The sequence below is a fragment of the Clostridium bowmanii genome (assembly GCF_018861315.1).
Classification (GTDB): Bacteria; Bacillota; Clostridia; order Clostridiales; family Clostridiaceae; genus Clostridium_AD; species Clostridium_AD bowmanii.
On record NZ_JAHLDL010000002.1, the window covers coordinates 22,661 to 45,096 of the forward strand.

A 22,436-nucleotide genomic window follows, 5' to 3' on the forward strand; every position below is an offset into this window, starting at 1 on the left:
TTCAATTACGTTATGGGGGGATAATTATGAAAAAAATTAGTACGAAGATAATATTAATGGCTGTGTCTATTGTGATTTTTACATCATTATGCATAGGAACATATGTAATTATACAAAATTTTAACACAAATAAGTCTATGGTATCAAGTACAGAAAAGATTATGAGAGATAACTTTGACGCACAAATTAAGTATCAAGTTCAAAATGCAGTTTCAATGCTTGAGGGCATAAATAAGAGGCTTGAAAAAAACGAAATTACACTTGAACAAGCTAAAAAGATTGGTGAAGATCAATTAAGAGGATTGAAATACGGTAAGAACGGCTATTTTTGGGCAGATACGGAAGAAGGTATTAATATTGTTTTAAACGGCACACCCACAGAAGGAACAAATAGATTTAATACTGTGGATGCAAAGGGTAAATTTTTGATAAAGGATATTATTGCAAATGGTATGAAAGAAGATGGCGGATTTACTGATTATTGGTTTCCTAAAAAGGGTGAAAGTGTACCTCTTCCTAAAAGAGGTTATAGCTTAGAATTTAAACCTTTTAAATGGATTATTGGTACAGGTAATTATGTTAACGATATTGATAATGTGGTAGTTGCAAAAGAGACTGAACTTAATAAAAAATTTACTGAAAGTTTAATTTCACTTATTGCTATTAATATATTTCTTATAGTCGTTTCTGCAGCTTTTGCATGGTTTTTTAGTAAAAGGATAACTAAACCCATTTTACTTATCACAGAACTTGTAGACAAAACTGCGAATCTTGATTTAATTATAGATGAAAAACTAACAGATCAAATTAATTGTTATAAGGATGAAACTGGACAGATAGGAAGAGCTGTAAATAATCTAAGAAAGGACCTTAGAGATATTACTGTACTTATTAAAAGTGATTCAAATGAAATAATAAGATTTACGGATCAATTGTCTAAAGCTACAGGAGACACAGTTGTTTCAATTAAAGCTGTTACTCAAACTGTAGAGGAGCTAGCTAAAGGTTCTGTATCACAAGCAAGTGATTCTCAGGAAATATCTGAAAATTTATCTAGCTTAGCAGATGAAATAGATATCGCTGTAGCAAGCTCATCGCAAGTGAAAATTTTATCAGAGGAGGTTAAAACAGTAAATCAAAGTAGTAAGAATACTTTTAAGGTATTAAAAATGAAACTTGAAAAAAATAATGAAGCCTCACAGGAAGTCTCAAGAAATATTGATATTCTTTCAACAAAATCAACCTCCATTGGGGAAATTGTAAGCTCTATTCAAGCAATAGCTGCACAGACAAACCTTTTGGCATTAAATGCAGCTATAGAAGCAGCTAGAGCTGGAGAATCCGGAAGAGGATTTGCTGTAGTAGCAGATGAAATAAGAAAACTTGCAGAACAAACCGCTGTTTCAACCAAGGAAATAGGTGATGTAATACAAGAAATTCAAAAGGAGATTGATAAAGCAAATAGCAGCATGAATATTGGAAACCATATTGTCCAAGAAGTAGAAGATGCTTTAAAGGAAACAGACAATTCCTTTGCAATTATAGAAGACTCCATTGATAATACTTTAGTTAGGATAGGTGAATTAACTGAGAATGTTTCAAAAGTAGATGCAGATAAGAGTAAAATTGTACTGGCATTTGAATCTATTTCAGCAGTATCAGAAGAATCTGCAGCTGCTACAGAAGAAGTTTCAGCGTCTATGGATGAACAACTTGAAAGTATGGAGAGTATATCTACTACTAGTGAAGAACTTAGAGATATATCATACAAACTTGAAAAGCTAATAAGTAAATTTAAAATTTAGCAGGAACTACGAATACTGTAGCAAAAATAGAAATATGCCAAGCTGGACAAATGATTTATTAAATGAATAGCTAGTAAAACAAAGTGTTTTTACTAGCTATTTTTTCGTAAAAAACTATATATTCACAATAGTAGGCACAAGAAAGGTTAAAAATACCGATATACATAGAGTTTGTGTTATTATGTGCAATTACAAAATATCATAGTACAATATTTTGAGGGTGATAAATATTAAAATTTCTATGAAGTTATTCAGAATAGTATTAGTAGCAAATTTAATTCTAGTATTATTTCTTTACATATTTTCAAAAGCATATCTACTAAAAAACTTCGTCAATACTGAAATTGATAATACTCATACAACAACTAACGTTGTGCTTAATTATATTCAATGGGAGCTTTCTAATTTGAATGCTATGAATGTAGACTATGCAAGATGGGATGAAACCTATAAATACTTAGAGGATAGAAATAATGATTATATAAAAAGTAATTTTGATGATACAACATCTATGGTAAGAGCAAGAATAGACCTTGGAAATTTTTTTCAGTTTGGAAGACCTGTAAGAGTGTCATAATATGCAAGTGTAACTATAGTTTCATCAGATTTTTGTAATCTATGAAACATATCGTTAAATTTACATCCAAGTTTCGAAATTTCATGGTTTCCTTTTAACATAATAACTGCTGATAAGTCGTTAGTACTATGAACATTTTCAATTATTGATTTTATAGTGCTAATTTTTTTGACAACAAGTATGTGCATTAATGCTAGAATACCTATTGAAAAGAACACTGAAACCATTGTTATAACTAGAAGATAAAAATTTACAGTTTCTTGAGCATTCTTAAACATATTTCTTGGCAAAGTAATTTTTACTAAGGTACTATAGCGATGAGCATAATACACTTTAGTTCTCTTTCGTTTATTCCTTACTGAGTTCTCAATACCCTCAAAATCAAGGTTCTCACAGCCGTTATCACAGGTGATTGTTTTAAATGTTTCTGAGAATAACATTCCCATTTTCCGCTCCAATTTGTCCAATACCTTCACGACGGCAACCTGCGATTTAGATGGTATTTTAAAGGCCAACTCCTTACGGGTTACTCTTTCACTTAATACCATCAAGACAGTCTTTGTACCCTGTTTCCATACTACGGTGTCCATTTACCAGTGCCCTATCTCATCACGCGAAGCTACCGCTGCAGGCCTTTCTGATATGCTTGTTCCTTTGGTATTGTTATATGCCGGCCTTATTGTACGTTCTGAATGCCCTCCTAATTGCTCTGCTATGTGACTTGAGTTTAGCCCCATTTTGTATAGTGTCTCTAACTTTATGCGTTCCTCGTAGGTTAGGTGTTTACCTTTTCTGTTCTCTGTGATAAAATTTAATTGGCTCATGTGAAATCCTCCCGTATATGTTGGTTTAGTCACTTAACATTATACAAGAGTATTTCTCTTGAGTCTTTATTTTTTTGTTACTCTTCGGTCATTTCATTATACAACTTACCGTACGTTTCTAGACACTTTAAAACTAGTACTTTTCTAGTCCCATTTGACTGTATGTGGTAACTTTCTGGACATCTTAATTGTTTGCCAATAGATCTTTTTCAATTATCAAATTTCAAAGTGTGTTAATTAACAATAACTTAATATAATCGTAACTTACCCATAATTCCAAGTTGTTACAATTTAATACAAGAACTAAATACAAGGAGGGATTTTTTAATGGTTAAATCTAAAAAGAAAATTGCAATACTAATATGTACAGCATTAATGGCGGGCCAATTTTCAGTAGGTATTTTTCAACCAATAAAAGAATTTTCAAACACTGCTTATGCCAAAGAAGTAAATACAGTAAAAAAAGCTAAAAACGTAATAATGATGATACCGGATGGAACTAGTGTAGAAGCAGTTACCCTTGCACGGTTATATTATGATTTAAAAAAAGATGGCATTCCAGGAAATGATTCTTTAAACATGGATTCTATATTGACGGGCCTTGTAAAAACTTATTGGCAAGATGGTCCTATTACTGACTCTGCTCCAGGTGGAACTGCTTATTCTACTGGGTTTAAATCTGAAGATAAGCATGTTGGAGTTTTGAGCACAAAAGATGGGAATATACCTAAATCAACTTTACTCGAGGCTGCTAGAGAAGCCGATAAAGCAACTGGTATGGTAGTTACTTGTGAAGCTATGCACGCTACTCCAGCTGATTACGCATCTCATGTTGCAAATAGAAATCAGTATAACTCTATAATGAAACAAATGGTTTATGGAAAATTTGATGTAGTATTAGGTGGTGGAGATAGGCAATTAAGTTCAGAAGCTCGATCAGCAGATGGCAAAACCCAATATAGAAAAGACGGTATTGACCTAAGAAAAGAATTAAAAAATATGGGCTACGATTATGTAACTAACAAAAATGAGCTCACTTCAACAAAATCTTCTAAATTATGGGGTATCTTTGCACCACAAGCTATGTCTCCTGATATAGATAGAGAAAGATTAACTCCAGAAGAGCCAACTCTACAGGAAATGACCAATAAAGCTATAAATGTATTATCAAAAGATAAAGATGGATTCTTTCTAATGGTAGAAGGAAGTCAAATAGATTGGGCAGGACATGCAAATGACCCATCACAAATTGTTAGTGAAACGGTAGCTTATGATAAAGCAGTAAAAGCAGCTATGGATTTTGCTAAAAAGGACGGAAATACTGTTGTAATATCTGCTTCAGACCACAGTACTGGTGGTGGTACTCTTGGTATGGTGGGTCTTGGTGAGGACATTGGTAAATCATATTCGTCTGTTACTTTTGAAGATACAATTATGAAATTGACTAAAGCTAAAGCATCTAGCGCCTTAATAGGCTCTGAGTTAAAAGGTAAAGATGAAAATACTATAAAGACAGAAGTAAAAGAATACTTTAGTTTTGAAGATCTAACAAAAGAAGAAATCACAGAAATTCAAGCAGGAAACCTATCATCTGTTATAAGTAAAAGAGTAGGTATAGCTTGGACAAGCAACAATCATACAGCTGGTGATGTGGGATTATATTGCTATGCTCCTTTAGGCATTGAAAAACTAACTGGGCTTGTAGAAAATACAGATGTTGCTAAATATTTAGAAAAAGTAACAGGTTTAGACTTAGCTCTAACTACAGATAAATTATTCGGAAATGCAAAAACGGAATTTGATAAGTTAGGTGCAACTATTTCTATAGATGCTTCTGATGTGGATAATCCAGTAGTAAATGTAAGTAAATCTGGACATATTTTAAAGCTTAATGGATTTACTGATAAGGGAACATTTGATGGAACAAAAGTTAACTTCAATGGAGTAATTGTTTTAATTACTAAAGATGGCAAGACTTATAATGAAAAAGATATTTACATACCAGAAGATGTATTAACAAAATTCAAAGAATACGTTAATGCTGGCAAAGTAGTGGAAAGTATAGTTAAAGAAGTAAAACCTGTAAAACCTATAAAACCTATAAAACCTATAAAACCTATAAAACCTATAAAACCTATAAAACCTATAAAACCTGTAATTAAATCCTCACCTGTAAAGACTGGAGTTGTAACTGCAAAATCAGGTTTAAATGTTAGAAGTTCAAATACCTCAGAATCTTCTAAAGTAGGATTACTAAAATATAATACTTCCGTTACAATAATTGGAGAAGAGGGAGGTTGGTATAAAATCAAATATGGAAAATCTCAAGGATATACTTTTAAAAGTTATATAAAATTTTAGTAAGGTAAAAATCCCCTTCCAATTTTTAAAAGGTGCCAGGTTGGATATAATATATTAAATGGGTAGCTAGTAAAACTTAGTGTTTACTAGCTATTTTCCTAGTAGTAGCAATAGTATCTATGAAGAAAAGGAAAGAACATATTAAAAGCTATAGAGGATGGAAAAGTTGTATATGAAAGAGTTTGAAGTATAGTAATTTATATTTATCTAATAAAAAATAACTATTTAGAAGGAAACCTCTTTTAAATGCAGAATAGATATATAAAAGGTTATTTAAAGGAGGTCAAATAAATGTCAAAATTAGAAATTCCAAAAGATAAAGACGAAATAAAGCGACAAATTAAAGCATTACAGAGCCTATTACCTATAGATGATAAGAAAAGAGATAGCAAAAGTAAGCAAATGCACCAAGATGAAATTAAAGCCCTTAAAAAAGCTTTAAGCGACAAATAAGAGATATTACCTATTTATATAAGTCACAGATACCCATAAATAAAAAGAAAAGGATTACACTATTTTGTGTAATCCTTTTCTTTTTTTTAAAAATGAGTCTATATCTAACAATTTACGGTGGTCCACGAAAAAAATGAGTTATTAATGGTCCTAAGGTTTTAGTCCAGTTATAGCAAACATAAACTTCCAGTTTCTGTTTTAGGCATTTTAACGGTTATAACACTTGAAGATATAACTCTTGAAGATATAACTCTTCTGGATGAATTATCTACTCTATCTATTGTATAGGTTGCCGGTGCGCCCCTATTGTAAAATATGGAAGCATATGCGGGTAGATTTTAATGCTGAAAATTCGCACAACCACCGGCAAATTATTTATTAAACCAACAAATGAGATGGAAATACTTATGGGTGAAAAAGATTTACTGCAAAAATTCAACCGATTTAAAAACTGTATAATATTATACTAAATTAATTTCACAAAATTCATATAAAAAAATATATTTTAATTCAATTAATAACATAAACTAAGAAAATACTACATAATTTGCTAAATTAACTTAAACTTAACCATAATTTAATTGAAAATTAAAAGTTAAAGTATAAAGTATAATTAGTTGTATAAAATACGAGTTTTACAACTTAATAACATAGTTTTATAAAACAATAATGGAGTAGATAAACGATATGAATAAGAAAGTGAAACTAGAGTGTTTATGGAATGAGAAGTAATGATATTAACATAGGTAATTTGATTTTTAGAATGAGCTTGTAAAATAAAATTATAAATAAGCCACAATTAGGAGGAAGATATTACAATGAAAGCAAAAATAACATACCCTGGAAATATATATGAAATTGATGGATGTAAAATGCATTTATATTTAGTAAATAAAAAGAGTGTAGCAACTATAATTCTTATTTCAGGAAGTGGAACTACTTCACCATATGCAGATTTTTATCAACTTCTAGGCGAATTATCTAAAAATATTAGTACATGCATTTATGAAAGACCAGGATATGGGTTTAGTGAAGCTACAAATTTGATAAGAGATATAGATATTGTTGTAAAGCAATTGAGAACTCTTTTAAAAAAAGCATTAATTAAACCACCATATATATTTATTGGGCATTCAATGGGATCACTTGAGATAATAAGATTTTCACAACTATATCCAAATGAGGTTATGTTTGTAGCGACAATTGATGGAATTAGTCCAATATATGCTAAAAATTTTAAAATGAGTAATTTACAAAAAGTAAGTAGTAAGTTAATTAATGGCTTCATTACTTCATATTTTATGAAAAAGATGTCTAATACATATTTAGCTAATAAGTTTTTTGTGGATATAGAAGGATTACCAAAAAAAATTCAGGATATAAAAATACGGATGGCAAATAAAAATTCTGGAAATGATGAGATGATAAGAGAACTTGATATGATGAATACAAATGGAAGAAAAATTGAATTGGGTATAAAACCCACAGAAATTGATTTAATCAGTTTTAGTTCTATAAATGGTGTATCTGAAAATTGGGAAAATGTTCAAAGTGATTTAGAGAGTTATTTTAATGTTAAAAATAAAATTGTTTATAGTGATTGTGGTCACTATATCCATCATAAAAAATATAAAGATATATCAAAAACAGTAGTTGAATTTTACAAAAAAATATAAATAATTAATCTATAACAGCTAAAGGAGATATGTTAATGATAAATTTAGTACAAAGTAGAGAAAAGTGGGCTGATACATTAAAAAAATTCGAATGTATATCTTTTTTCAAAAACATTAAAAATTCTGGAAGTGTAACTTTAGAGAAGAAAGTATTTCATAATAATTATTTAGATATAATAAATTCAAATGAAAAATATCAGGGGAATGATGGTATATTAAGTTTTTTTTCAACTGTAGTTTCGATTGTGTTAAATAGATACAATAAATCTAATGTTTTTATAGGAGTTAAATCAGACAGTGGCAAATATGTTCCTGTATTTGTAGATTTTGAACATAACATAGCATTCAATGTACTTGTAGGTCAAGTTGAAGATGATTATATAATGTCTAATAAGCACCAAAAATTTAACATAAAGAGTATTTCACGTAAACTTGGATTAAAGATAAGTTGCATTGATGAACTTTTTGAAATAGGAATAACCTCACAAGTGTATGATGAAAATGTTAATCTTGAGCAAACAAAGTGCAACTGTATTTTTAAAGTGGATAAAAATAGTTTTGATGTTTATTACGATAGCAATGTTTATAATGAACATGATATTGATGTAATAGGTAAGAGTATTATAGCAGTTATTGAAAAAGTAGTTAGTACACCTGAAATTGAAATAAATAGAATATCAATTATAGATAAAAAGCAAGAACAAGAAATACTACAAATTTACAACCATGAAGTAGAATACAATAATGTAAATGTTATTAGTTTGTTCGAAAATATAGTAAAAAATAATCCTTTAGCGGAAGCAGTAAAATTTGAACAAATGAGTATGAGCTATAAAGAGCTTAACAATTTATCCAATGGAGTTAGTAATTGCATTATAAAAAATGGTATAAAAGCTGGACAAGCAGTCGCATTTATGTGTGATAGGTCTTTGAATATGGCTGTTGGAGTAATAGGTATAATGAAATCTGGTAGTGTATATATTCCTATAGATGCATTACTTCCAACCGACAGAATACAGTTTATGTTTGAAGATAGTGATGTTAAGTTAGTAATAGCAGATAAAAACAATTTAGAAAAAGCAAAAGCACTTGGAGTTAAAGTAATAGAAATTGAGGGTATAGGCACCTGCGAAAAAACAATAGGAGAAGTAGGAGAAAATGCATATATTATTTATACATCAGGGAGTACAGGGAAACCAAAGGGTGTATTAGTATCCCATAATAGCTTAGGTTCATCAATAAAGTGGAGAAAAGAGGAATACAAGTTAGATTCATTTGACAATGTTATGCAGATTTTCTCATATGCATTTGATGGATTTATGACAAGCTTTTTTACACCCATAGTATCTGGAGCAACAGTAGTGCTTGTAACAGAAGAAAATGCAAAAGATGTAGTAGCTTTAAGAAAAATAATAAAAGAAAGTAAAATAACTCACTTCATTGTAGTGCCAGCTTTATGTTTAGCAATTTATGAGGATATTACTAAAGAGGAAGCTGAAACTGTAAGAATGATAACAACAGCTGGGGATAAATTAATAGATGAGGAAATAAAAAAAATAAAAGGTGTAAATAAAAATACAGAATTAATAAATGAGTATGGACCAACTGAATGTACAATAGTCGCAACGGCTAAAAGAAATATAACGAATTGTGAAAACAATTCAATTGGAAAGCCAATAACAGGAGTACAAATATATATAATTGATCAATTTGGTAATCTATTGCCTGAAGGCGTAGCAGGAGAAATTGCAATCGGAGGTAATGGAGTTGCTGTAGGGTATCTAAATAATGAAGAGCTATCTAATAAGAAATTTGTAAAAAGTCCATATATTAATGGGAAAATGTACAAAACGGGTGATAAGGGTAGATGGTTAATTAATGGAGAAGTACAATTTTTGGGAAGAATAGATAATCAGGTAAAGATAAGAGGATATAGAATTGAGTTACAAGAAATAGAAAATATATTGGAAGGACTAGATGGAATAAAGACCGTAGCAGTTAAGCTAGTCAATGGTGAACTATATGGATATTATACAAGCGATTGCATAGTATCTCAAGAAAATATTATTGAAGAAATAGGGAAAAAATTACCGGAATATATGGTTCCTAAAAACATTATAAAAATCGATGTAATGCCTTTGACAAGCAATGGCAAGATAGATTATAAAAATTTGCCCGAAATACAAAAAAGCATTAAAACGGAAAACTTAAAGCCTGAAACAACACAAGAGAAAGAAATGTGGGATATATGGAAAGAAGTGCTAGGAAATGATGATTTCGGAATTAATGATAAGTTTTTTAATATAGGCGGTAACTCATTAAAGGGTATAATTATGGTATCTAAGGTTTCACAAAGAAGTGGTAAAAAAGTAACGTTGCCACTATTATTGAATAATGATTCTATAAAATTATTTGTTTGTGCTGTTGAAAAGTTGAGCACAACACAAGTTGTAAGGATAAATAAAGCAGAGGCTCAAGATACTTATAAATTGACTTCATTACAACAAGGAATATATATGAGCTGTGAATTTGATGATACAGGAATTGGATACAATGTGCCTTTGGTATTAAAAGTTGAAGGGGAATTAGATATATCTAGAGTGCAAAATGCAGCACAAAAGTTATTGGATCGTCATAAAATTTTACGTACAGTTTATATTTCTACAAATAGTGGAATACATCAGCAAGTTAAAGAGAATATAAGTATTTCAGTTGATTTTGTGAAAAGCAACAAATCTATAGAAATGGAATTTTCAGAATTTTTACGTGCTTTTAATTTTGAAAAAGCACCACTACTTAGAATGCAGGTTGTTGAATGTAATAATATAAAGTATATTATGTTTGACTCACACCACATTGCAGTTGATGGGATTTCAATGTCTATTTTATATGATGAGTTTTGTGCACTGTATGACGGGTGCGAACTTGAAACGCAGGATATAGATTTTATAGATTATTCAGTTTGGCAGAATGGTGAAGAAGGACAAAGTTTGGTTGAAAATAATATGAAATACTGGATGGAACGATTTAAAGACTGGAATGGTATAACCAATATTCCCACAGATTTTCCTCGTGAATCAATAGTTAGATTAGAAGGTAAAACATTAAATTTTAATATTGGATTGAAATTAACAGAAAAGGTAAAATCGTTTTGCAAGGTAAATGCAGTTACTCCATATATGATGCTTTTAGGAGTATATAGTATAGTTATTGGAAAGTATACAGGGCAAAGAGATGTTACTATAGGTTTACCTAGTTATGGTAGAAACTTAGAGCAATTTGAAAAAATGGTAGGTATGTTTGTTAATAGCTTGCCAATTAGAGTTTACCCAGAACCTGAGAAGAATTTTATAGAACTATTAAGTGAAATAAAGAATGATGTTTCGTTAGCACTAACAAATGAGGGGTGTTCCATAGAGAAAATTGTAACTGGGCTAGGATTGACATCAGAAACAGGTACAAACCCACTATTTTCAACAATGTTTGCATTGCATGATATACCAATAAATGAGAATGAAATCCATGGCTTGAGGTTAAGTAAAGTGAATATAGAACAAAATGTTTCTAAGTTTGATATTACACTTGACGCGCAAGAAGAAAATAAGATTATGAATTTCCAACTTCGATATAACAGCAACCTTTTTAATATTGAAACAATTGAAAATTTTATCAGTCATTTTATAAATTTAATTGAAAATACTATTAACTATCCTAAAGTTTCTATAAAAAAACTTAATATGCTATCAATAGATGAATATAATCAGTTAATGGTATGCAATAATGATACACATGTTGATTATAAAGATAAAAACTCAAATATTATAGATCTTTTTGAGAGACAAGTGATTTTGAGACCAAATTCAATTGCTGTATCATTTAATGGAAAAAGCTTAACATATAAAGAGGTAAATGATCGTGCTAATAATTTAGCCAATAAATTATTAAGTTCAAATATATCAACAGGAGCTGTAGTACCAATTATTGCTGATAGAAGCTTTGAAATGCTAATAATTGAAATTGCAATAATGAAGTCAGGAGCAACATTTTGTCCTCTTGATCCAAGTTGGCCATCAGCAAGAATAAATATGATTATTGATGAAGTTGGTGCTGAATTTGTTATAACTAGTACTAAAAGTAAAGTTATTGAAGAGGTATTAGTTGAAAAATGGGAAGTTAACCTTAAAGATATAGTTGCAGAATGTCAAAATCCTCGCGTTGAGATTTTAAGTAGTGATGTAGTTTATATTATATATACTTCTGGATCAACAGGTAAGCCTAAAGGCGTGGTAGTACCATATTTAGGAATTATTAACCGCTTGATGTGGATGAACGAAAGACTAGGGACAGATGGCAGTAATAGTGTATTAAATACTACAAATTATGTATATGATAGTTCAGTGTGGCAAATGTTTTGGCCACTTATAAATGGAGGTAAAACAGTTATACCTGTTCCTAGTGCAATTATGTCTGCTGAATATATAACAAAAATTATTGCAGATGAAAAAATCACAATTACTGATTTTGTTCCATCAGTATTTAATGTAATTGTTGGTCAAATGAAAGAGTCAAAAGATTCATTAGAGACGTTAGATAGTTTAAAATGGATAATAATTGGTGGGGAAGAGATAAAACAAAATTCTGTTCATGATTTCATGGAGTTATATCCAAATACTCAATGCATCAATTTATATGGACCAACAGAGGCCAGTATAGGTTGTGTATATAAAGTTATTTCTAAAGAAGAAGATGGTGTAATTCCTATAGGGAAACCGATTAGTAACGTTAATATTTTATTACTTGATGACAACATGCAGCCAGTGCCAAGGGGTGTTATAGGTGAAATGTATATTGGGGGAATATGTTTAGCCAATGGATATTATAAGGATAATGAAAAAACTAGTAAAGTTTTTATAAAAAATACATTTAATGAAATTAATAGTAAATATTTATATAAAACTGGTGATATTGCTAAATGGGGTAAAAACTGGGATATTTATTTCTTGGGAAGACGTGATTATCAGGTGAAAATAAGAGGATTTAGAATTGAGACTCAAGAAATAGAAGATAAAGTTTTAAAACTTGAAGGGGTTAATCAGTGCACTGTAATTGACTATGAAAGTGATGCAGGAGATAAGTATCTTTGTGGATATTTTACTGCTAAAGAAGGAATTGAAAAAGAAGATGTTAGAAGTTTTTTAGTAAGCCAACTACCCAATTATATGGTACCAACATTTATAGTTAAGCTTGATGAAATATACATAACAAAGTCAGGAAAATTGGATAGAAAAAGGTTGCCTAAACCTCAATTTGAGATTCTTGATAGGGATATCATTTTACCTAAAACAAAGGAAGAAAAACTATTATCTATTGCATGGAAAGAGGTACTAAATCTCAAGGCAGTAGGAATAAACGATAACTTTTTTGCAATAGGTGGTGATTCTATTAAGGCATTACAGATATCGTCACGCTTAAAAAAAGCCGGGTTAGAATTTACAATGCAACAGTTATTTAGTAATCCAACTATAGAACAGCTTGGTAAAAAAGTTATATATGCAAATCAAAAAAAATATGAGGTTGTAACAGGAGAGGTGGATTTATCACCAGTTCAAAAACGTTATTTTGAGACTTATGACCCAAACTTGTATTTTAATCAAGCTATTATGGCTTTTAGAAAAGAAGGTTTTGTTTTAGATTCAGTAAAAAAATCATTTATTTATATAGTGAGTCAGCATGACATGCTTAGGGCAAGATTTTCAATATCCAATGAAGGCTTTAAGCAAGTTATTGGAGAAGTTGAAGATGATTATTTTGTAATAGAAGAATTTAATGTATTTGATGAAGTTAATGAAAAACAACTTATAGGTGAAATCGTTGAAAGTATTCATAAAAAAATTAATTTGTCGTCAGAATTAATACGTCTTGCTGTAATAAGAACCAAGAGTGGGGACCATTTGATGATAGCAATGCATCATTTGATTGTAGACGGTGTCTCTTGGCGCATAATGTTTAAAAATTTCATAGAGGTATATGAAAACATCTGTAAAGGAACTACATGTGAAACAGATAAAAAATCAAAATCATATAAAGAATATGTTGAATATCTTAAAAAGTATTCAAAACATGAAAAGTTAAATAAACAGGTTAAGTATTGGGAAAATATTAATTTTAATAGTGATATAAACACTCAACAAGAGGTTTTATTTGGTGCTAGAGAAAATGTTACTGTAGAAATTAATCCTCAAATATCAAAAAAAATATTAAAAGATGTTAATAAGACTTATACAACGCAGCCCAATGACATACTTTTATCTGCATTAGCACTTGCGTTTAATAAGGTAGATAGCAGTAAAAATTTATTAGTTGATCTTGAAAGTATAGGTAGGTTATTACCAGGAGAAGGATTTAATTATGATCAAACTGTAGGATGGTTTACAGCAATTTATCCTGTAAATATAGAAATAGTTGAAAACAATATAGGTAAAACAATATGTTTGGTTAAAGATAACCTAAGACATGTACCTGAGAATGGACTAGGATATCAAGTCCTTAGATATTATACAGATAATTTTAAGGGAGCAGTGGACAGTAGTATTAGTTTTAATTATTTAGGAGAAATAGATTTTAAATCACAAAGCGATATTGGTACAAACTTATCCAATTATTCTGCAGGAAGCATGATCTCGCATGAACTTACGACAAAATACATGTTAGATATTAATGCAAAATTCTATAATGATAAGCTAATTGTTTCTTTTGATTATTCAACATTAAAATATGATAAAGTCATTATTGAGAATTTAGCAAAAGCCTTTAAGGATGTATGTAATGCTATAGTTTTGCATTGTGAAAAACAAATAAATATAGTTAAAACTCCATCAGATTTTGGTGATATTACTTTAAGTTCTAATGAACTTTGTAAAATATATGAAAATGTAGGTCACAATATTGAAAAAATATACAAACTATCACCTATGCAATCAGGTATGCTTTTTCATTCACTTTTAGATAATGAGTCAAAAGGTTATTTTGAACAAAATTATATAACGTTTAAAGGAAAAATTGATTGTGAAGCATTAGAAAATGCATATTGTATGCTTATTAAAAAATATGATATTTTTAGAACCGTATTTATGTATGAAAATCTACAAGAGCCACGTCAAATTGTAAAAAAATATGAAAATACTCAAATGAGGTTTGATTTTGAAGATATTTCAACTGATAACTCTCTTGAAGAAATAAAGATGATAATTGATGAATATTGCATAAAAGATAAAAAAGAAGGTTTTGATTTGCAAGTAGGGCCACTTATAAGATTAAAATTATTTAAAATTGATGAAATAACTTACCGCCTTATATGGAGCGATCATCATATTTTAATGGACGGTTGGGGGATGTCTATTGCATTTAAAGAAATCTTCCAAAATTATGAATCAATAATTAAAGGTGATAATGTAAAAGAGGAACATCTGAATCAATATAATAAATATATTGATTGGTTAGTACAGCAGGATGAAAATGCGGCGATGAATTTTTGGAAGGATAAAATTCAAACATATGACACCATTTCAAATTTGACGGGTCTAGGTAAAAAGAAGAATACCTATAAACAAAACAAACAAAGGATTAAATTATCAAAAGAAGTATCAAATATGTTACTGAAAACTGCCGGGGATAATGGAGTTACTTTAAATTCAGCTATGCAGTCGGCATGGGCACTTGTTTTAATGCGTTATTGCAATACAAATGATGTGGTATTTGGAAGTGTAGTTTCAGGTCGTTCATCTGCTATAGATGGAATTGAAGATATGATAGGATTATTCATTAATACAATACCAGTAAGAGTTGATGTTAATGAAAATAAAAAATTCAAAGATCTTGTTAAAAACTTTCAAAACGATTTTATTTTAATGGAGGAGTTTAGTTATTACCCTCTAGCATCGATACAAGCTTTATCAATTCTCGGTGATAATTTATTATCACATATATTTGTGTTTGAGAATCACCCTATGAATCAGGTAATAGAGGATGTTTCAAAAGGTGATGATTCGAGTAATAATATATTACCTGTTATAGAGGATGTTGATGCATTTGAGCAAACAAATTACGACTTAAATATAATAGTTGTTCCCGGTGATGAGATATTAATAGACTTTGTATATAACTCAAATGAACATGAGGATTGGTTTATTAATCAACTATCTAGGCACTATTTAAATGTTTTGGAAAGTATATCAAATAGCTTTGATACGTATATAGATAAAATAGATATTTTAGATAAATATGATTATTCAAAAATGCTAACTGAATTTAATCCACCATCTGTTGGCTATCCTAATAATAAAAACATTATAAATTTGTTTATGGAGCAGGTAGAGAAAAATGGCAATAGAGTGGCAATTAAATGTGAATGTAGAGAATTTACGTACAATGAAGTTAATAACCTTTCAAGTGCTATTGCTAGAAGACTTGTAAATATAGGTGTTGAGTCTAATGATATAGTTGGATTACTTATGGAGCAAACAGAGTATATTGTAATATCTGCTTTAGGAGTTCTAAAAGCAGGGGCAGCATATATGCCATTAGATAGACATTACCCTACTACGCGATTAGAATTTATGATTGAAGATAGTAATGCTAAAGTTGTTCTTTTTAAAGATGATAAATATGAGGTTAAATCAGATAGTACATTCATTGATGTAACGTTCGATAATCTAGAACAGTCAGTTGAAAATTTAAATGTTAATATAAAACCATCAGATATGGCTTATGTAATATATACATCAGGCACAACAGGTAAGCCTAAGGGGGTAATGATTGAACATAAAAATGTTGTGAGGCTTATGGTAAATGATAATAATCTATATGATTTTAATGAGAATGATATCTGGACAATGTTTCATTCGTTTTGTTTTGATTTTTCAGTTTGGGAAATGTATGGAGCATTATTGTTTGGAGGAAAGTTAATTATAGTACCACGAAACATAGCTAGAGATACTGCTTTATTTGTAAAATTAGTAGAAAATGAACAAGTTACAGTGCTAAATCAAACTCCTACAGCATTTAATGCTTTTTCGCAGCAAGTTATATTAACTGATAACCTGTCTTTAAACTTAAGATATATTATTTTTGGTGGTGAAGCATTACAACCAACACTACTCAATGGTTTCCATAAAATGTATGATGATGTAAAATTAATAAACATGTATGGTATTACTGAGACTACAGTTCATGTTACTTATAAAGAAATCGGCCAATATGAAATAGATAACAATATAAGTAATATTGGAGTTCCGATACCCACACTCAATGTAAGTATAGTGGATAGGAATATGAAGTTATTACCAATCGGCATTCCAGGAGAGATGATTGTTAGTGGCGAAGGAGTTGGTAGAGGATATATTAACCGTGATGAACTTAACTTAAAAAAATTTATTTCTTTTGAATATGAAAAAGATGGAACAAGGTCATATAGAAGTGGAGATTTGGCAAAATATCTTCCAAACGGAGAGCTTGAATATTTAGGAAGAATTGATGAGCAGGTTAAAATTCGTGGATATAGGATAGAACTAGGGGAAATTAAGGAAGCAATGCTTAAACATGAATATATAAATGACTTGGTAGTTACTATTAAAAAAGACAAGTTAGGTAATAATAATCTAATTTCATATTATGTATCAGAAAAAGATCTAGATATAGAAGAGCTAAGAGAATTTTTAGCAGCCTTTTTACCTCAATATATGATACCAGCATATATTATAAAAATTGAGAAAGTACCTATAACATCAAGTGGTAAAACAGATATTAAGGCATTACTAGAAATAGAGAGTATAGTTAGTCTAAATGAATATGTAGCTCCTGAGAATGAGTGTCAAGAAAAAATTGCAAATGTATGGTCAGAGGTTTTAGGTTTGAATAAAATTGGAATGAATGACAACTATTTTGTTAGCGGAGGAGACTCAATAAAAGCAATACAAATATATTCAAGATTAAATGCTTTAGGTATCCAATTTGAAATTAAAGATTTATTTCAATATCCAACCATTGGGGAAATAAGTAAAAGAGTGAAATTTAATATTGAAACTTATTCACAAGATGAATTTTATGGAGATATTAAATTGACAGCAATACAAAAATGGTTTTTAGAAACAGATGGAGCTGAAAGTTATAATTACAATCAAGCAGTCATGTTTTTTAATGCCAAGGGTTTTGATGCAACTGCGCTAAAAGAGACTATAAGAAAAATTGTTTCTTATCATGATTCACTTAGAATTCGGTTTGTTAGACATAATGATAATATAATTCAGACTTATCAAACAATAGAAGCTATTGAGGATATATGTGAAATAAATTATATAGATCTAACATCGGAAAGAAATTTTGAAGAGAAAATTTTGCAATATGCAAATGAAGCGGAGAAAGATATTACATTATTTTCTAAAAAATTGTACAACCTTACATTATTTAAAACCAGCCAAGGAGACCATTTGTTATTTGTAATACACCACATGATTATAGATGTAGTATCTTGGGGAATTTTATCAGAGGATTTAATACAAGTTTATACATCAATAAGAAATGGTGAAAAAGTAAAGTTATTAGATAAAACATTATCATTTAAAGAATGGTCACAAGGTATTAGTAAGTATTCAGAAGCTAAAAATAGCAAATCAAAGTTTCAATATTGGTCCGATATTAAAACAATAAATAGTAGTAAGATTATTGAAGAAAAAAATAACTTTGGAACATATGATGAAACAAGTACAGTAAAAGCTGAAATTGGAGAAGATAATACTAAAAAACTAGTAACTATTGCAAATATACCATATACTACAAAAATTGAAGAAATTCTTTTAACTGCTTTAATTGAAGCTTTTTATCACACTATGGATGTAAAAACTATAGCAATAGATATTGAAGGTCATGGTCGTGAAAAATTATTCGAGCATAGTGATGTTGCAAGAACATTAGGTTGGTTTACATCAATATATCCAGTAGTTTTAAATATTGAAGAAACAATAGAAAAAACTATTTGTACAATTAAAGAAAGTATAAGGAAAATACCCAATAAAGGTATTGATTACAGTATTTTAAAATATTTGACCAATTATGGAGATAAATTAGATGAAACGCCACAAATAAGCTTTAATTATTTAGGTCATATGGATAAATTTAAAGGTGATGAAATAACGCAGTCAGATATGCCTATAGGAGAAGCAGTAAATGGAAAAATTGCACGTAAATATGCGTTAGATATTAGTTGCAAAATTGATAAATCAGTATTTAAGATTGCATTTGATTATTCAGCACACTTATTTAATGATGATCTTATTAACAAATTATCTAAAAATTATATACTTGCACTTGAAAGATTAATAAGCCACTGTTGCTTAGTTAAAGAAATTAAAAAAACACCATCAGATTATGGATTAGATATTTCTATTAATGAGTTAAATAAAGTCGTAAATAATAGAATGAAAAACATAGAAAATATTTACCCACTAACACCAATGCAGCAAGGAATGCTATTTCATTCATTATATAATACAACTTCGGACGCGTATTGTGAAAGAATGGTAATGATTTTAGATGGCGAAATTGATGTGGAATTATTTAAAAAATCAGTTGCTTATATAACAAGAAAATTTGAAGTTTTTAGAACAGCCATAATTAAAAATGGATTAAATAGTCCAGTTCAAGTGGTTTTAAAGGAAGTGCCAAGCAGCTTCAACTATTATAACTCAGAAGAGGGTAATTATGAACTTGAAAAAGATAATTTAAGTAAATTTGATTTTGAAAATGCAAAACTAAGTAATATTAGCTTAGTTAAGTTAGGAGTGGAAAAGTACAAGTTTATATGGAACTTCCATCATATAATATTAGACGGTTGGTCAGTTGCTATTGTTCTAGAGGAATTATTTAAGTGTTATAGTAAAAAACGTAGTGGAATCTATATTGAAAGTAAGTCAGAAGGAAATTATGCTGAATTATTTTCATGGCTTAGAAACAAGGATAAGGAACTTGCAAAAGAATACTGGAGTGAGGTTCTTTATGGATATAATACTGCAGTTACAATTCCAAATGAGAAAGTGTCAAGTAAATTTGATTTACAAGAAATGGATTTTTATTTAAGTGAAGAGCAAACAAATAGTTTAAAAGAAATTGCTAGTTTTAATAATGTGACATTTAGTACCGCTGTACAAGTTCTATGGGGAATTATACTTCAAAAAATAAATAACACAAATGATGCAGTGTTTGGTACTGTAATATCTGGTAGGCCAAAAGAGATAAAAGATGCAGATAAAATAGTTGGTATGTTTATTAATTCTATACCGGTTCGTGTGGAGACTTTGGAGAATAATAATTTCATAGATTTAATAAACGCATTCCAAGAACAGTTAGTTAAATCACAGGAATTTGGATATTATCCACTTTATGAAATTCAAGATTCTTGTGAATTAAAGGATAACTTGATAAATCATGTTGTAGCTTTTGAGAATTATCCTGTTAATGAGAAGATGAAGAACGAATTTAAAAAGGAAACTTTTGGGTTTGAAATCAAAGATGTTGTTATGAGAGAACATACTAATTATCAGTTTGGAGTAGTATTTACTCCGGGTACTAAATTAAAAATTAATATTTCATATAACAAAAATGCATTTGATGATAAAAATATTAAAGATGTTTTGAAGCATTATATGTATCTAGTTGATACCGTAATTAAGGAACCTAGAACACCTATAAATAGAATATCAATAACAAATAAAGAAGAAGAAGAAAAGATACTCAAAGTTTTTAACCAGGAAGTAATACCGAATACTGAAAATGTAATAGGGTTATTTAAAAGGCAGGTAAAAACAAATCCATTAGCAGAAGCAGTAAATTTTGAGGAAAGTAAGATAAATTATGAGGAGCTAGATGTTCTATCAAATGGTGTATGTAATTCTATTATAAATAGTGGAGTAAAAATTGGAGAAACAGTAGCATTTATGTGTGATAGGTCATTAAATATGGCTGTAGGAGTAATAGGCATAATGAAATCGGGCAGTGTGTATATTCCTATTGATGCATTACTTCCAAGTGATAGAATTAAATTTATGTTTGAAGATAGTAACGTCAAGTTAGTAGTAGCAGATAAAAATAATTTGGAAAAAGCAAAGGAACTTGGAATTAAAGTAATAGAAATTGAGAGTATAGAAGTTGAGAGTATAGAAGTTAAGCAAGATTTGTTTGGAGAAGTAGCTATAACAAACGAAAGCGAAGATTTAGTAAACACAGAGCCAATTGAAAATAGGCTTTTAGAAGTAGGGGAAAACGCATATATTATTTATACATCAGGAAGTACAGGAAAACCAAAAGGGGTATTAGTATCACATAGTAACTTAGGTTCATCAATAAAGTGGAGAAAAGAGGAATATAAGTTAGAAGTTAGTGATAATGTTATGCAGCTATTTTCATATTGCTTTGATGGATTTATGACAAGTTTTTTCACACCATTAGTATCAGGCTCAACAGTAGTGCTCGTATCAGAAAAAAATGCAAAAGATGTAGTTGCTTTAAGGAAAATAATAAAGGAAACTAAAATAACTCACTTTATAGCAGTACCAGCTTTATGTTTAGCTATTTATGAAGATATTACTCCAGAGCAAGCTGAAACTGTAAGAATGGTAACAACAGCTGGTGATAGATTAATTGGAGATGTAATAAAAAATGTGAAGCGAGTAAATAGTAATACGGAATTAATAAATGAGTATGGACCAACAGAATGTAGCGTAGTAGCAACTGCTAAGAGAAACATACAAAATATGGTATGTAGTTCAATTGGAAAGCCAATAGCAGGAACAACTGTATATATAATGGACAAAAATGGTAATTTAATGCCGGAGGGTATACCAGGGGAAATTGTAATTGGAGGAAATGGTGTTGTAGTTGGATACTTAAATAGAGAAGAATTAACAAAAGATAAGTTTGTTTACAATCCATACTTCAATGGGAAAATCTATAAAACAGGTGATAAGGGTAGATGGTTAAGTAACGGAGAAATTGAATTTTTGGGAAGAATGGATAATCAAATAAAAGTAAGAGGATATAGAATTGAACCACAAGAAATAGAGAATATGTTAGAAACAATAGATGGAATAAAAACTGTTGCCATAAAGTTAATAGAAGGTGAATTATGTGGCTATTACACAAGCGATTTAATAATACTCGAGAGTGATATAAAAGAAAAAATAAGAAAATTTTTACCAGAATATATGGTTCCTAAAAATGTAATGAAGATCAATGAAATGCCTATAACCAGCAATGGAAAGATAGACTACAAAAATCTACCTGAGATAGAAAAAAGCATAATAATAAAAGGGCTAAAACCAGAAACATTAAAAGAAAAACAAATGTGGGAAATATGGAAAGTGGTATTAGATCATGATGATTTTGGGATTAATGATAACTTCTTTGATATCGGTGGGAACTCATTAAAAGTTATGTCTTTACATTCTAAAATAGATAAGATATACCCAGGAATAATTGAATTAGCAGATTTATTTTCATATTCAACAATTAAAAAAACATGCGATTATTTGTGTAGTAAAGAAAAGGAAGATGACCAATATAAGTTAGAGAATGAAATTGATGAAAAAAATATGGAAAGCACAATTATGGATATGTTACTGGATAGCGAAAACTTAGATAGTGAAAAGTTAGCTAATAAAATTATGGGCTTAAAATAGTGTAGAAGGGAGAA

The 22,436-nt window shown here is 29.6% G+C and carries 8 protein-coding genes; 6 read left to right on the forward strand and 2 right to left on the reverse strand.

The features are described from left to right. The first annotated feature begins 26 nt into the window (after positions 1–26). Both KPL51_RS01365 and KPL51_RS23850 read left to right on the forward strand, forming a co-directional pair. Positions 27–1,805, forward strand: coding sequence for a methyl-accepting chemotaxis protein (locus KPL51_RS01365; protein ID WP_216156229.1), 1,779 nt, complete (start codon positions 27–29; stop codon positions 1,803–1,805). 220 nt (positions 1,806–2,025) lie between these two features. Beyond that, positions 2,026–2,382 carry a CHASE4 domain-containing protein gene (locus KPL51_RS23850; protein WP_216156232.1) on the forward strand — a complete coding sequence of 119 codons (357 nt, stop codon included), beginning with the start codon at positions 2,026–2,028 and terminating at the stop codon, positions 2,380–2,382. Here KPL51_RS23850 and KPL51_RS01375 read toward each other — a convergent pair. Together KPL51_RS01375 and KPL51_RS01380 are read right to left on the reverse strand one after the other, a co-directional pair. Continuing rightward, positions 2,352–2,972: a hypothetical protein gene (locus tag KPL51_RS01375; protein ID WP_216156235.1), complete on the reverse strand. Its 621-nt coding sequence runs from the start codon at positions 2,970–2,972 to the stop codon at positions 2,352–2,354. The two genes, KPL51_RS23850 and KPL51_RS01375, sit on opposite strands and share 31 nt — an antisense overlap. Next, positions 2,973–3,119: a hypothetical protein gene (locus KPL51_RS01380; RefSeq protein WP_216156238.1), complete on the reverse strand. Its 147-nt coding sequence runs from the start codon at positions 3,117–3,119 to the stop codon at positions 2,973–2,975. Between the two features lie 414 nt (positions 3,120–3,533). Here KPL51_RS01380 and KPL51_RS01385 point away from each other — a divergent pair, with 414 nt between their 5' ends. From KPL51_RS01385 to KPL51_RS01400, 4 genes are all read left to right on the forward strand, one after another. Beyond that, on the forward strand, positions 3,534–5,567 hold the full coding sequence (locus tag KPL51_RS01385) for an alkaline phosphatase (RefSeq protein WP_216156241.1): 2,034 nt from the start codon (positions 3,534–3,536) through the stop codon (positions 5,565–5,567). Between the two features lie 291 nt (positions 5,568–5,858). Continuing rightward, entirely contained in the window at positions 5,859–6,020 is a 162-nt protein-coding gene (locus tag KPL51_RS01390) for a hypothetical protein (RefSeq protein WP_216156244.1), read from the forward strand. Positions 6,021–6,838: 818 nt separating this feature from the next. Continuing rightward, positions 6,839–7,696: an alpha/beta fold hydrolase gene (locus KPL51_RS01395; RefSeq protein ID WP_216156247.1), complete on the forward strand. Its 858-nt coding sequence runs from the start codon at positions 6,839–6,841 to the stop codon at positions 7,694–7,696. A 35-nt stretch (positions 7,697–7,731) separates the two neighbouring features. Further along, positions 7,732–22,422, forward strand: a complete 14,691-nt coding sequence (locus KPL51_RS01400; protein WP_216156250.1) for a non-ribosomal peptide synthetase — start codon at positions 7,732–7,734, stop codon at positions 22,420–22,422. The last annotated feature ends 14 nt before the right edge of the window (positions 22,423–22,436 follow it).

What these genes read in the sequence shown, in the direction of transcription:
- KPL51_RS01400 (WP_216156250.1), top strand. Translation starts at nt 7,732, where the DNA reads ATGATAAATTTAGTACAAAGTAGAGAAAAGTGGGCTGATACATTAAAA.
- KPL51_RS01375 (WP_216156235.1), bottom strand. Translation starts at nt 2,972, where the DNA reads ATGGACACCGTAGTATGGAAACAGGGTACAAAGACTGTCTTGATGGTA.
- KPL51_RS01365 (WP_216156229.1), top strand. Translation starts at nt 27, where the DNA reads ATGAAAAAAATTAGTACGAAGATAATATTAATGGCTGTGTCTATTGTG.
- KPL51_RS01395 (WP_216156247.1), top strand. Translation starts at nt 6,839, where the DNA reads ATGAAAGCAAAAATAACATACCCTGGAAATATATATGAAATTGATGGA.
- KPL51_RS01385 (WP_216156241.1), top strand. Translation starts at nt 3,534, where the DNA reads ATGGTTAAATCTAAAAAGAAAATTGCAATACTAATATGTACAGCATTA.
- KPL51_RS01390 (WP_216156244.1), top strand. Translation starts at nt 5,859, where the DNA reads ATGTCAAAATTAGAAATTCCAAAAGATAAAGACGAAATAAAGCGACAA.
- KPL51_RS01380 (WP_216156238.1), bottom strand. Translation starts at nt 3,119, where the DNA reads ATGGGGCTAAACTCAAGTCACATAGCAGAGCAATTAGGAGGGCATTCA.